The sequence below is a fragment of the Rhizobium sp. BIGb0125 genome, from assembly GCF_024810055.1.
Taxonomy (GTDB): Bacteria; Pseudomonadota; Alphaproteobacteria; order Rhizobiales; family Rhizobiaceae; genus Agrobacterium.
The window spans coordinates 645823-658869 of the sequence record NZ_JANUDV010000002.1; the positions used below are offsets into that span (position 1 = coordinate 645823).

The 13047-nt window shown below is 56.0% G+C and carries 11 protein-coding genes and 1 tRNA gene; 2 read left to right on the top strand and 10 right to left on the bottom strand.

Annotated elements, in window-relative coordinates; all coding sequences use genetic code 11:
- Nucleotides 1-119 precede the first annotated feature (119 nt).
- Nucleotides 120-524, top strand: a complete 405-nt coding sequence (locus tag M2418_RS07135; RefSeq protein ID WP_259145666.1) for a hypothetical protein — start codon at nucleotides 120-122, stop codon at nucleotides 522-524.
- Between the two features lie 878 nt (nucleotides 525-1402).
- Nucleotides 1403-2851 carry a hypothetical protein gene (locus tag M2418_RS07140; protein ID WP_259145669.1) on the top strand — a complete coding sequence of 483 codons (1449 nt, stop codon included), beginning with the start codon at nucleotides 1403-1405 and terminating at the stop codon, nucleotides 2849-2851.
- 80 nt (nucleotides 2852-2931) lie between these two features.
- Here the strand turns inward: M2418_RS07140 and M2418_RS07145 are convergent, their stop codons facing one another.
- The 10 genes from M2418_RS07145 to M2418_RS07190 all read right to left on the bottom strand — a co-directional run bounded on the left by M2418_RS07145 (nucleotide 2932) and on the right by M2418_RS07190 (nucleotide 13042).
- A complete protein-coding gene (locus tag M2418_RS07145) occupies nucleotides 2932-3057 on the bottom strand; it encodes a hypothetical protein (protein WP_259145670.1) in 126 nt (41 codons plus the stop codon).
- A 4-nt stretch (nucleotides 3058-3061) separates the two neighbouring features.
- A complete protein-coding gene (locus M2418_RS07150) occupies nucleotides 3062-3706 on the bottom strand; it encodes a restriction endonuclease (protein WP_259145672.1) in 645 nt (214 codons plus the stop codon).
- Entirely contained in the window at nucleotides 3609-3998 is a 390-nt protein-coding gene (locus tag M2418_RS07155) for a winged helix-turn-helix domain-containing protein (RefSeq protein ID WP_259145674.1), read from the bottom strand. The genes M2418_RS07150 and M2418_RS07155 overlap by 98 nt, the downstream gene beginning before the upstream one ends.
- Nucleotides 3998-5176: a phospholipase D family protein gene (locus tag M2418_RS07160; RefSeq protein WP_259145676.1), complete on the bottom strand. Its 1179-nt coding sequence runs from the start codon at nucleotides 5174-5176 to the stop codon at nucleotides 3998-4000. Before M2418_RS07160 ends, M2418_RS07155 begins: the two co-directional genes overlap by 1 nt.
- Before the next feature lies 1 nt (nucleotide 5177).
- Nucleotides 5178-6671, bottom strand: a complete 1494-nt coding sequence (locus tag M2418_RS07165; protein ID WP_259145677.1) for a hypothetical protein — start codon at nucleotides 6669-6671, stop codon at nucleotides 5178-5180.
- Complete coding sequence (locus M2418_RS07170; protein ID WP_259145678.1) at nucleotides 6668-8320, bottom strand: restriction endonuclease subunit S; 1653 nt, start codon at nucleotides 8318-8320, stop codon at nucleotides 6668-6670. The genes M2418_RS07165 and M2418_RS07170 overlap by 4 nt, the downstream gene beginning before the upstream one ends.
- Nucleotides 8317-9771 carry a class I SAM-dependent DNA methyltransferase gene (locus M2418_RS07175; protein WP_259145679.1) on the bottom strand — a complete coding sequence of 485 codons (1455 nt, stop codon included), beginning with the start codon at nucleotides 9769-9771 and terminating at the stop codon, nucleotides 8317-8319. Before M2418_RS07175 ends, M2418_RS07170 begins: the two co-directional genes overlap by 4 nt.
- A 5-nt stretch (nucleotides 9772-9776) precedes the next feature.
- Nucleotides 9777-10310: a hypothetical protein gene (locus tag M2418_RS07180; protein ID WP_259145680.1), complete on the bottom strand. Its 534-nt coding sequence runs from the start codon at nucleotides 10308-10310 to the stop codon at nucleotides 9777-9779.
- Between the two features lie 18 nt (nucleotides 10311-10328).
- Nucleotides 10329-12764: an EcoAI/FtnUII family type I restriction enzme subunit R gene (hsdR, locus tag M2418_RS07185; RefSeq protein ID WP_259145681.1), complete on the bottom strand. Its 2436-nt coding sequence runs from the start codon at nucleotides 12762-12764 to the stop codon at nucleotides 10329-10331.
- Nucleotides 12765-12967: 203 nt separating this feature from the next.
- Nucleotides 12968-13042: transfer RNA gene (locus M2418_RS07190), tRNA-Gln, on the bottom strand.
- Nucleotides 13043-13047: the final 5 nt, after the last annotated feature.

Genomic DNA, 13047 nt, shown 5'->3' on the forward strand with positions numbered 1-13047 from the left:
CAATTCCGTCAATAAATCGCACATTAGCACTCGCAAAACACTCCATTCGACGCAACAAATCTGCTAGGCGACGCACATACACGGCAATCAGCCGGACAAAATTCAAAAGGATCTCGACCATGCGATTTCGCAGCGTAATGCTGGCAGGGCTGGCTGTTGCCCTCACCGCCTGCACCACAACGTCACTGCCAGCAACAAACCCAATCGAAAGCCGCTGGAAGGGACAGTCCGCAGGCGTATTTTTTGCAAAATATGGCCCGCCGATCAGCGACACGTCATCTGGCAGCGAAACGCTTTACACATGGCGCGGCGGATACAAGAACACACGCGTTCCTGCGCAATTTGAGCAGACCAAGGACGGCAAGCGCGGCAAGCAGACAGCACCAGCCCGCACGCTCTACCTGTCGTGCACAGTGCAGATCACAGCTTCAGAAGATTACACCATCCGCTCGATCCGCCCGGTTGCCGACCGCCAAGGCGTGAACGGTCCAAGCTACTGCGCAGAATTCCTGACTGCTGAGTAATACATACAACGACCAATACGGCCCCGCAGTAACATCGGGGCCGTACTGTTATTGACGCTGCCCGACCGATTGATCAGCAGACTTCAAACTCAAAATCATCTTGGAAAAAATGTGGCTGGGGCGCCAGGATTCCCAGCTAAGGAATCCGCCTCTTTTCAAGCTATTGAGAAGGTTGATAAATCCTGATCACCTCATATTCTTGTAAGACAGTCTTGTAAGACATTTATGTAAGACAGTCCGGGGGGCCCAGTACTATTTTTGCGTTATCAAGCTTTTTCGATGGGGCGGGGTATTGGCGAGGTGAGCTGCCATTGGGAACTGCGCCATTTGAACCTCCCCCCACAAGGGACGAGCGACGGGGCAACGGCTTTGTCCACATAAAGGTTTTGAACATCATCCGTCGGATGACGTTGCGCGAGAAGCGTAAGCGGCGTTTTCTTCGCACGGTGACCGCGCGCGGTAGGCCGTTCGGAAAGCTCCAGCTGCAGCATTGACGGCAATAATTCCTCGATAGCGGTCACTGACGATCAATCAACGCCTCGGCGTCGGACGCAAGTTGCCGACACTCACCGAACTAAGGCGCATTCCGGGGCCCAAAAGCGGGCTGTGATAAAGCGTTTAAGTTTAACCCCGTTCGGCGCGGAACGATGATCATGGTCTGGGCAGATTAACATGCTGATCAGTTCGCGACTTTTAGGCTCGACTGGGGTAATCGGTCAGGGTGAGATTGCTGGTCGGGGCAATACACTGACCACCACGCAGCCGTAGCAAGTTATACTCTCAAAAGTCACATTTTCCGAGGCGACCGCAACCGCCAATCTTGAATGGGTATTCGGCCTAGAATACATTCGGAGCCATCAACAGCACGGCGGGGTTGCATGCCTAAAAAGATTTTGACTGTCGGTTTTTATCTGGCAGGCGACGACATTGAGTTTGCGGCTTTCACTGAAAAGAAATCGCTTCTGGATTGGGACATCGTGCTATTCAGGCCAAACGTGTCGAATTTCATCACGTACCAGCACGATAACGGCGAGTACATGGGCAAGTTGGCCCTCAACGATCGCAAGTCGTTCGAGATGCGCGAGGCGAACGCACATTGGCGACGGGAGATCGCCCAGGCGGTTGAAGCCGGAAAACTGGTGGTAGGATTCCTCCCGCCCCCTGTGGAGGTCTTCGCCGCAACCGGCACGAAATCTACTTCCGGTACCGGCCGCAATCAAAAGGTTACTCGACACGTCGAGCCGGTCACGAGCTATGATTGCTTGCCTGTTACGCCACGCTGGACGGCAACGCAGGGCACCGCGATGACGCTGGCCGCTGGCACGCGCGACTTGCTGGCTCCTTACTGGAAGCTGTTTGGACAACCCTCCCATTACAATGTGGTCTGGGAAAGCAACGCTAAAGGCGTCTGTGTTCAGACCGAACACGGACAGAAGCCCGTCGGCCTGTTCGTTAAGGGCAAGGTTTCCGCTGGCGCCCTTCTGCTCCTTCCGGACATGGATTTTATCGCCGAGGAGTTCTTCACTGAGGATGAAGAGGAGGGGGAGGTATGGTCACCGGCAGGAGAAAAGTTCAGCGCGTCCCTGATTGGGGAAATCGTCGCGCTATCGAAGGCAATTGCCAGCGACGGTGAGAAAACACCGCAGCCCGAATGGGCCTCGGCTGACGAATTCGCACTCGCCCCGGAGATCGAGCTTCGCCGGCAGCTACTCCAGGCAGAGACAGAACTGGAGAAAGCCCAGCGCGCCAAGGAAGAGCTATCTCGCCAGTTGGAGGATGCCGGGCAGCTACGCGCGCTGCTCTTCGAGAAGGGCAAGCCGTTGGAAGCCGCGATCATCACCGCGTTGACGGTGCTCGGCTTCAAAGCAGAACCATATGATGACGGGAAATCGGAATTCGATGCGGTCTTTGAGAGCGCGGAAGGGCGCCTTCTTGGTGAAGCTGAAGGCAAAGACAACAAAGCAGTAAACATCGAGAAGCTGCGCCAACTGTCAACAAACCTGCACGAAGACCTGCAGCGCGAAGAAGTCAATCAGCCGGCCAAAGGCATTCTGTTCGGAAACGGCTATCGCCTGACCAAGCCGGCGGAGCGCGAGACTCAGTTCACCGACAAGTGCATCACCTCGGCTAAATCTATGTCATACGGATTAGTGTCAACCGACCGATTGTACGCCGCCGCGCAGTATCTTGCCGGTACTTCAGACGACGAATTTTCTCGCCGCTGCCGTGTGGCGCTGATCGAAATGTCAGGCATCGTGAGATTTCCGGATGTTCTCGCGGGCGAGGCTGCGGGCAGAATTCAGGTAGACGGGCCTAGCTGTGAGTAAGCGTTGAGTTTTACGCCTCTCGGCGCGGACCTATGCCCCCGGCCTCGGCAGGTTTGCATCTTGGTCGATTTGCGACCTTTTTAGGCGTGCCGGGACGATTGTTCGCGGCCTATGGTCGCGTCAAACACGACGCCGAAACACAGGCGCCAGCATGCAGGCAGAATAGCCGACGCGGAAATGATTTCCGCATCGGCTATTCTGCCCATGCCATCACTCCTCGACAAAAAAGTCCTCGTCGAGCCGCTTCACCTCGACCGTTTGGGCGATGCGGACGCCCACTCCATGCTCGACCATTAGGTCAGCCAGCCTGTCGCCGTCGATCAGCACGATGCGCTGTGGCAGGTGACGAACGAAATCGGTGGCTGGGGCTGAGAAGCTAGAGGTAGTGACGAAGACGCCCTTGGCGGCCCCCACGCCGACAAGGCTGCCGAGAAATCCCTGCACCTCCGGCCGGCCGACGCTGATATGCGACGCGTAGCGTTTTGCCTGCACATAAATGCGGTCGAGGCCCAGGCGGTCCTCATCTATCACACCATCTATGCCGCCATCGCCCGATTTTCCCAATCGGCGCGCGGCATTTTCATGACTACCGCCATACCCCATCCCGACGAGAAGATCGACGATGGCGCGCTCGAAGAAGGCTGGACTCTGCGCCAGAATGCGTTGCAGCAGGTCCGCCTTCAGGGCTTGGTGCAGCACGGCTTGCGCAGCATCGATCTGTTCCTCTGGCGTTGCGGATGTGGAGGCATCTATGGTTTCACCGGCGGCGGCTAGGGCCGCATCCGTGCTGCCGGTTCCCGACGTGCTGGACGCGTAGAATTCCGCAAAGGCCGGATAGGTTTTCAGCGTGTCCACATTGATGACAGCGGGATTGGTGGTGAGCAGCGCCCTGCCCGCCGGGCTTGTCACGAAGCGGCCGCGTGCCGCGGCTATCGATCAGGCCGGCCTTGGTCATATAGAACTTTGCCCAATGGATGCGGTTGTGGAAAATGCGCTGACGACCGCTTGGCAGCATCTCCTCCCGCTCCGCTACAGACAAGCCAAGCTGGTCGGCCAGCTTTTCCGCCGCATCCGGCACACGGGTTTCACCATTGGTGGCGAGCCGCAGGACAGGGAGCATCAGGGACTGGTAATCGGGAATTGTCATCAGTTTTTCGCCCATTCTGTCGGCAAAGTTGGCCACCCAATCTTATCAAGCTCGCCTTGCGGCAACCTACCGTGACGATCCAGGGCAAGTTGAAGCCGTTTGGTCAACCACTTCTGCCCCTGCGAAGAAAGCTGCACAGCTGCCTGCTGTCTGTAAGCATTGTAAGGATTGGTGTTGCCGTGACCTGACGCATAATTTCGCTGAGTCGAGATGAAAGCGTCGCGACTCAACTCATCCATCAAGGCATTTAACGAAACACCGTTTGCCATGGTGCCTGCAACAAACTCAGCGTGATGCACCCGGATGTATCGGGGCCATGCATCCTTCCATCCGCGCGCCTCGATCTCGGCGGCAGATGCATCGTCTCGCCCAAGCACGTATTTCATTCCGATGGCGCGGCCGAATATGATGATGTCATTTGGGTCGTGTGTGAGGCGGCTGATAAACATCAAGGCGCCGTCCTTGACAGCAGTCGGTCGCTTGTTCGCTGGGTAAGTCAGAGCCCAGTGGCAAAGCGCACTTTCCACCTCATCTCGCACCAGGAACGACAAGGGAACTCGGTTGCTGCCTTCACCAAGAAATTTCACATAGGCTTGCTCAGCCTCGATGGCTCCTGAAGCCAGTGAAGAGTCGAGAACAGCATCTCCCATTGCACCAAAATCACCCAAGCTTTCCTTAGAGTGATGGGGAGCACCCCTAGCCAAATGGTTTGCGACCGTCCGCTCCCAGTCATCCAGTTGATGAACGGTCAAATTCGGCCCCCCGCATGCCCATAGCTTTTCAAAATAGGCTTCAGATGCGGAAATGATTTCTGGATCATCGGAAACAACTCCGAACTCGTGGTTTTTCGACAGCGCCGCTTCAGTGAGGTTGGCGGAAGTGACAATGGCGCGCCGTTGCCCGAAAACATAAAGCTTGGCGTGAAGGTTCCTAATTCCGCGTACCTGAGCGCCCGCTACAAGCAAGCTCCTCAGCGCGCTGATATCGCTGACGCCATCCGCAAAATCTGCGAGACTGAACCTGGTGATTGCGCGCATCGCTTTAGGCGCACCTGACAGAAGCCGCTCGACAGCACGACGCTTAATAAACGGACAGATCACGCGAAGATTATCAGAATCGAGCACGAGACCTTCGGCCAGCTCCTTAGTCCATCCTCCATCCACAAGGCGCGAGCTCATGCTACTGTTCCTCAATCCCGCGCACTACGTTCAGCAATCGCCGGAACTCCTCGTTGTCGGCATCGCCCTTCCAGAAATTAATGAATTGGCAGACGACCTGGAGATTTCCCTCCTCGTAGTGGCCGTTGCTGTCTTTCCGGTCGAGTGACGGCAGGAGGTTCTTGTCATCGTGCTGGCCTTGAAACTGGAACGGAATGCCTGTCAGCGCGCATCTGTTGTCCTGTTGCTCCAAAAGCTGACGGATCAAGGCCTCCAGCTGCTGCGACGTCATCCGCAGCTCTTTGTTTTTCAGGACACGCTGAACAAACTGCCCGTTAGCGTTCTTGACGGTATTCTCCACGGACATGCGCATCGCCACGATAGACTTTTCGAACGCACCCAGGACCCGTCCATCATCCTTCGACCCGGCCACGGGCGTTAAATCCCCTTCGGCCTCCATCGCGATCAATGTCGAAAAAATCCAACAGAAGGAATGCGCGTCGATCAGACGAACAGACTTCAAGCCTGCTTCTTGCGCAATCAGCGGCCGCATCTGCTGAAGTAGGTCGAGAAAGGCGCGGTAATTCTCCCAGCTGCACTGTCGCAGCGTGGAGAAATTGATGTCCATCTGTCGGAACAGGCGATCAAAGCCGGTCGGCTGGATCGGCGTAAAGCGATCTATGTCCTTTAGAAAATATAGGTAGGCCAGCAGGGGGTACTTGCCGCCCGTGATTGCGCTTAGTTCCTCGAAAAGCTCGCCTTCATCTCCGCCACCGACATAAAGCGCGTAGAGCAGTCGCTCGATTTGCTTGCGCAGTTTCGGGTTCGTCTGCGCCTCGATGAACACATTATGATTGCGATTGGCGTGGCCATAGCGGTTCTGCCAAAAGACGAGATTGTTCGTCAGGTTGCGGCGACTGTCCTGGATTTCGATGGCGTCGATCGCATTGCGAAGGATCGTGCCAGAACCTATGCCAGCTTCGGTCCAGGTGTCCAAGGCCAGGATCGTCAAGGCATAGTCCCTGAGCTTCGGTTTGTAATCTTCCCAGCTCGCCGCCAAACCCTCCTCAAAATTGGTGAAGGGATGTCCCTTGGTTCGAGCGGTGACGAGCTCCTGGAAGCGCTGATACAGGGTGCTAAAATTCGCAGGAAGGTTTGAACCAGCCGCAGCACCGGATTGCTGCGGTGCCTGTGTGGCTGACGCTGCATACCACTCGAGGAAACGGTTCAGGGCTCCCTCCGTGGCGATCTCTGCTCGCAGGGTGGAAGCGCTAGCCAACGGAGCAAGAGGACCATTGAGGTTGGAGTTCTTGGCATAACCTATCAGCTGCACCCCATCCATCTCAGGTGGTGCGGGAGACTCAAACCATAAGGTCGTCTCCGCAAGGGTACGATGCAGCGCCAGAACCCGGCCCTGGGCCGTCTTGAAACCGATAACGTAATCAGTCGGTGTCTTGGCAGGGGTCCCAAATCTACTGCGTAGGACCCGCTCGGCCGTTGCAATTGGCACACTCATTCTGCGGCCTCCCGTAGCACATCGGCCTCTGGCCGCGCCAACACCTCGGCCAGCAGCGCGTCGAGCAGTTTTTTCCGTGTCTCGTCGGCGCTGGTCAGGCTGGCTTCCAGCTGGTCGCAGAGCGCCATCAGTTCATCGACCTTGACGACAATACGGTGTTGCTCGGCGAGAGGTGGAACCGGGATCGGGTATGCACGGACTGTAGACATGTTCACTCGCGGTGCTGCACCACCAGTAGTGCGAGCCTTGGCGATATCTGTGATAAATGGCGAATTCAGAACGATCTCCAAGAAATCAGCCCTGGTTTCCGCTCCCGATCGAATAAGCATGAGGCGCTGACCAAGGCACAATCGCACACCCCGAGGGATTCGGCACGCCACACCTAAAATACCGCCCTCACGGCTATAAAGGATATCATCGGCCTTTGGCTCCAGCCTCTCGATCCGTTCAAGATACTCGTCGGGACTGACAAATCTTGGAGCAGACAAATCCAGTGTACGAGACCTGAGCTGACTTGTGCGCACACAAATTATGCCGCTTTCGGTCCAGTTCGGGGTGGTGTGAGGGCAATCGACAATATTATCTGCAAGCCGAGCAAGCGGTGCAATATGCCAACCATATGGCAACGAAATGGTCCCCTCGAACTCCTTAAAGACCGCTACGTCCAGACCACTTGATGCCGCGAATTTCTTTTGCGGCGGCAAGACTGCCGGCTCATCCGTTGGGTCCTGCGGCACGAGCTTGCCGCAGACGGCGAGGTTGAGTATGGTTTGGCGCAGCTGTTTGATCTGATCCCGTCGGGCGGTGAGCGCCGGCAGGGCATCGAGCGCGAAGCGGGCGTCATCGCGGAAGGTCTTAGGGTCTGGGATGTTGAGGCGGGCAAGGCTTGCCGCCGCCAGCCGATCCCGCTTCATTTCCCGCTCCGTTCGCGCCGCTTCCATTTCGTCACACAGCGCCATCAATTGATCGACTTGCTGTTGAATTACAGGAGATACCAAGGGTATCGGTACTTCTTCTATGCGACCAAGAGTGAGAGTGACATTTGCCGTACCTGTCATTCTTGAGACAAGAAGCTCTTCCTTGAATGCGGATAGATACTCAAAAAGGAAGCGGGCAGAAAACAGGGCCTGGTCATGAGGCAATACGGCCGCAAGGATGGTGCCGAGTGCAAACTGGCCTTCTTGATAGTGAAGACGGTTAATGCTGGCGTTGCCGTGTCCCGTCGATGAAACCAGTGGGATGATGGCTGCAGCACCGTCGAAGTCGTAGTGATCAGCCGTGATCCGCTCAGCAGCTGTGACGACAAGGGGATACGGTCCAGGCTTAGCCTGCTGTATGCCCGTCTTGCCTTTTTCGACCCGAGCGATATGCCCGAGCGAAATAAACTTCGATGGGTCGGTGAAATCCTCTGGCAGTTGATCAGGAGTGATTGCGACGTTCGGCTTCTGTTTAGCTAGAACCCGCTGGGACATGAGCCTGCGCTTCACATCGCCAAGCAATGCGAGGATTTCTTCATGGCCTATGGAGGCATCTACTTCGTTAAGCCGTCCAGATATTGCCAGTGCCACGACTATCTTGCGCAATTGCAGAACATGGACAGTATTGTCGCTAATCGCTGCAGATAGGGCGTTCAAAAGTGAGGCGTTCATCGAGCCAACGCCTCGGCCAGAATGCTCTTCAGCTGATCGCGCAGGCGAGCCGCGCTGGTGTCAGCAGCCAACAACTCTTTCAACAGGGTCTCCGGGTCACCATGATCATCAGCAACCGTATGCGGATTCTTGAAGTCCAGATTGTAGCCGCGTGCCTTCACCTCTTCCAAGGTCACGCGCCAGGCCTTCGGACCTTCTTCGCGACCCTTGCGCTCCTTGCCGCCCCACCAGTCCACGCAATCCTGCAGATGCTCCTGCCGGATCGGCTTGGTCATGGAATAGGCCTTCTGGCCTTCCGGCACGCGGTGTTCCCAATACCAGATGTCCTTAGTCGCCGTGCCCTTTTCGAAAAACAGCAGGTTGGTGCCGATTGAGGCATAGGGCTTGAAGACCGAATTGGGCAGGCGCACGATGGTGTGGAGGTTGCATTCCTCCAGCAGATGTTCCTTCAACCGCGTCTTGATGCCTTCCCCGAACAGCGAGCCATCCGGCAGGACCACGGCGGCGCGGCCGCCATCCTTCAACAGACGAACGATCAGCGCCAGAAACAGGTCTGCGGTTTCCTTGGTGCGGAAGGTCGGAAAATTGTTTTCGATGCCGTCTTCCTCGCGTCCGCCAAAGGGCGGGTTGGTCAGCACGATATCAACGCGCTCATCTTTGCTCCAGGAAATCAGCGGGCGGGCCAGCGTGTTGTCATGGCGCACGAAGCTCGGGTCCTCGATGCCGTGCAGCAGCATATTGGTGACGCAGAGCATATGCGGCAGCGGTTTCTTTTCCACTGCGCGCAGGCCGGCCTGCATTTTTTCCCGCTGGTCCGGCGTGCGCACATAGTTCTTTTCCATATGGCGGATAGCACAGGTCAAAAAGCCGCCGGTGCCGCAGGCGGGATCGAACAGGGTTTCGCTGGGTCTGGGATCGATTCGATCAACCATGAAGGATGTGAGCGCGCGCGGGGTGTAATATTCGCCTGCATTGCCGGCCGATTGCAGGTCGTTCAAAATCTGTTCGTAGATTTCGCCAAAATGCTGGCGTTCCGTCAGGCTGTTGAAATCGACGTCGCTGATCTTGTTGACCACCTGACGTATCAGCTGGCCGGATTTCATGTAGTTATAGGCATCCTCGAAGAGACCGCGCACGACACGGCGGCGATCCCCCCGCTGGGCGGAGACCGGCACCGTCTTCAGCGCCGGAAACAGCTCGCCGTTGACGAAGGCGAGAAGCGCCTCGCCGGTGATACCTTCCGGGTCCGCGGCCCAGTTGCGCCACTGGAATTTCTCCGGGATGGGAGAGACATAATTGTCGTGGGTCAGCTCCAGTTCCTGGTCCTGATCATCCATGATCTTCAGGAAAAACATCCAGCAAAGCTGGCTGATGCGCTGGGCATCGCCATCGACGCCGGCATCCTGACGCATGATATCTTGAATGGATTTGACGGTATTACGGACTGACATGGTATTTATTGCTCGACTTCGAAGAGGATGAGTTCGCTTTTCTCGATGATCCATTTTTTCGGATGCCCGTTACGGACGCCTGGATGCAGCATGGAGCGGTTTTTGCGTTGATATGGCTTATGCGGGTCTGTGTCCACAAAAGTGATGCGGGTTCCCTTCCCCTCACGATAGGCGACGATCCAATGAGAAGATGGGCGCGTGATCCCGACGATCATGCAGCACGCATTTGGTCGCTCTGCAAAAAGTGCATCGAAACGTTTCCAGTACTCAGCCGGACTTGGCGGTATTTTGCTTGCAAATGGGTAACTGACCTTCAGTTCAGGTGCACCACCCAAGGCTTTCCTACAATTGGTGACCATCTTTTTTAGATCACCGAACGAAGTGCCTACCCACAGCAAGGTTGGCCAGCGTCGGGCGGCCGACGCTTCGCACGCAGCCTTGAAAAGCATCTCGTTGTCCTCGTATCCGCAACGCTCGAACGCATTCACAATCGCGTATGGACCACAGAGTCCATCTAGTTGGCCCTGATAGTTCGGCATACTCCCGTCCCCAATGAATCATTCATAAAGTGCTGCTTGAAGTTCGTGTACTGCCTGCTCAAAACTAGCCTTTCCACCAAAAGCTCGAAGAAGCTCCACTGGCATGCCCAAGGTATTGACGGGCGGTATCCGCAGCACATTGGTATCGTCGAGGTTCAGGACGCCTTCATCGGCATATTTGGACAACAATATATCCAGCACGCTGCGCGCCTTCCCTTCGTAGCGGGCAAAGACGTCGCGCTTCTTCACATTGTCGGCGCGCTCCTGCCGCGTCAGCGGCTTGCGGTCAAAGGCGATGTGGCAGACAAGATCGAAGGGATCGAGGTCAATGCCAAGTTCCTTGGCGATCATATCCAGTGGAAGTCCCTCAGCCGCCAATTCCTTCAACAGCGCGTCCTTCCGCTCCTCCGATTTCCAGCGTTTCAGGAAATCATCAAGACTGGCGAAATGGCGAAGCAGCGCAGCCTTGGTGTAATCGCGCAGGCTTTCGGTGACAAGCCTCCCATTGGCATCGAGGTATTCGACACGCTCGGCGATGACCTTTGCGCTGATGCCATCAACATAGACTTTCTTCTGGCGTTCGCCGCCGCCTGGCGGAAACGTCACGTATTCGCCACCTGTAGTCGGCGGCTCCGCCGTATAGTCGTCCTGGTCGTTGTCTTCAAAGCCCGGGGGCTCCGCATCCGGCGGGGTTATCGGATCGTCATCACCCGCAACGTAAATCTGCACCGGATCGCCATCGAAGTCGGGATCGGCAAAATGGTTCGTCGCGCCGCGGAAATCCATCAGCGTGAAATAGAACTTCTGCGTATCCTCATGCACGCGGGTGCCGCGGCCGACGATCTGCTTGAACTCGGTCATGGAGCCTACGGCTCGATCCAGAACAATGAGGCGGCAGGTTTGAGCATCGACGCCAGTAGAAAGAAGACGCGATGTGGTGACGACCACCGGGTATCGTGATTCAGGATCAATAAAGTTGCCGATCTGCTCTTGGCCGAGGGTATCACTTCCGGTGATGCGCATGACATAGCGAGAGTTCTCGTCGCAGAGGTCCTTGTTGTCGTTGATCAGCGCCTGGCGCATGCGGGCCGCATGTTCCTCATCGACGCAGAAGACGATAGTCTTCTGGTACCGGTCACCGCTCTCTTTTAGAAACTCGGTCACCTTGGCAGAAACCAGCTTGGTGCGGTCATCTAGCACAAGAGTGCGGTCGAAATCCTTGGCGTTGTAGATGCGATCCTCGACTTCTTCGCCGTCGCGATCCAATTGGCCCTTCTCCGGTCGATAGCCTTCGACATCCCGGTCGATATGTACCTTAATCACCTTATAAGGAGCGAGAAAGCCGTCACTGATGCCCTGTTTCAGGGAGTACGTGAACACCGGTTCGCCGAAATAGGCGGTGTTGGACACATATTCTGTCTCCTTCGGCGTCGCCGTCAAACCGATCTGGCTGGCAGCGGAGAAATACTCCAGGATTTCCCGCCAGGCGGAATCTTCGGCAGCACTGCCGCGGTGGCACTCGTCGATGACGATCAGGTCGAAAAAATCCGGCGAGAATTCGCGGAACAGTTTTTGCCGCTCCTCGGGGCCGGTGATCGCCTGGTAGAGACCGAGATAGATTTCGAACGAGGTGTCGATGCGGCGTTTGCGATCCAGCGCTAGCGGCATATTCACTTCCGTTCCGTCCGGGCGTTCAATGGTCTTCGACTTCGTAGAGAGCTTGGCCATTGCGCCGCCGAAGGGGCGGAAATCGTTGACCATGGTCTGGTCGATCAGCACGTTGCGATCGGCCAGGAACAGGATACGCTTTTTGCGCTGGGCCTTCCACAGACGCCAGATGATCTGGAAGGCGGTATAGGTCTTGCCCGTACCTGTCGCCATGACTAGGAGAATACGGTCCTGTCCCTTGGCAATGGCCTCGATTGCGGCATTGACTGCATTGACCTGATAATATCGGGGAGTCTTGCCACTGCCATCATCATAATAGTCCTGAAGCACCAGCGCTTCGGAATCGGCATCCAACCCCTTCCATCGGCTGTAGAGACGCCAAAGCTCTTCAGGAGACGGGAACTGGTCTAGGCGGAGATTTTCTTCCTTTACGTTCCGCAGACCGGTACGATCATGAAACACGAAGCCGTCACCGTTTGAGGCAAAGACGAAAGGAATGGCGAGCGTCTCGGCATAATCCAATCCCTGCTGCAGGCCGTCACCAACCGAATGATTGTTGTCTTTTGCCTCGATCAGGGCGATCGGAATATTGGGCTTGTAGTATAGGACAACGTCCGCCTTCTTAGCGTTGCCGCGAGCGACGAGCCTACCGCGCACGGTGATGCGCCCCTTGGTGAAGAAGACCTCTTCGCGGACTTGCAGCATCATATCCCAACCGGCCTGTTGCACTGCTGGCAAGATAAATTTCGTGCAGATATCGCGTTCGGTTAGTATGCGCTTGTCCATCCAGCTTAACTCTTCATCTGCTCCGGCATGCACTCAGTAGTAATAGAGTTCCAAGCAACACTACAACCCTGAGGTAATCTCTATTTTCGTCGATAAAGTTCTGTAGCTGACAGGATGCCACTTTAAAAACACGTATCTGGAATCAGAATTCACAGAGTGTCAATCATAAGCCGTTGATAAGAATCAAATTGAATTACAATCGGTGGCTGGGGCGCCAGGATTCGAACCTGGGAATGCCGGTACCAAAAACCGGTGCCTTACCGCTTGGCGACGCCCCAACAAA

What these genes read in the sequence shown, in the direction of transcription:
- M2418_RS07135 (WP_259145666.1), top strand. Translation starts at nt 120, where the DNA reads ATGCGATTTCGCAGCGTAATGCTGGCAGGGCTGGCTGTTGCCCTCACC.
- M2418_RS07140 (WP_259145669.1), top strand. Translation starts at nt 1,403, where the DNA reads ATGCCTAAAAAGATTTTGACTGTCGGTTTTTATCTGGCAGGCGACGAC.
- M2418_RS07145 (WP_259145670.1), bottom strand. Translation starts at nt 3,057, where the DNA reads ATGGGCAGAATAGCCGATGCGGAAATCATTTCCGCGTCGGCTATTCTG.
- M2418_RS07155 (WP_259145674.1), bottom strand. Translation starts at nt 3,998, where the DNA reads ATGACAATTCCCGATTACCAGTCCCTGATGCTCCCTGTCCTGCGGCTC.
- M2418_RS07160 (WP_259145676.1), bottom strand. Translation starts at nt 5,176, where the DNA reads ATGAGCTCGCGCCTTGTGGATGGAGGATGGACTAAGGAGCTGGCCGAA.
- M2418_RS07165 (WP_259145677.1), bottom strand. Translation starts at nt 6,671, where the DNA reads ATGAGTGTGCCAATTGCAACGGCCGAGCGGGTCCTACGCAGTAGATTT.
- M2418_RS07170 (WP_259145678.1), bottom strand. Translation starts at nt 8,320, where the DNA reads ATGAACGCCTCACTTTTGAACGCCCTATCTGCAGCGATTAGCGACAAT.
- M2418_RS07175 (WP_259145679.1), bottom strand. Translation starts at nt 9,771, where the DNA reads ATGTCAGTCCGTAATACCGTCAAATCCATTCAAGATATCATGCGTCAG.
- M2418_RS07180 (WP_259145680.1), bottom strand. Translation starts at nt 10,310, where the DNA reads ATGCCGAACTATCAGGGCCAACTAGATGGACTCTGTGGTCCATACGCG.
- hsdR (WP_259145681.1), bottom strand. Translation starts at nt 12,764, where the DNA reads ATGGACAAGCGCATACTAACCGAACGCGATATCTGCACGAAATTTATC.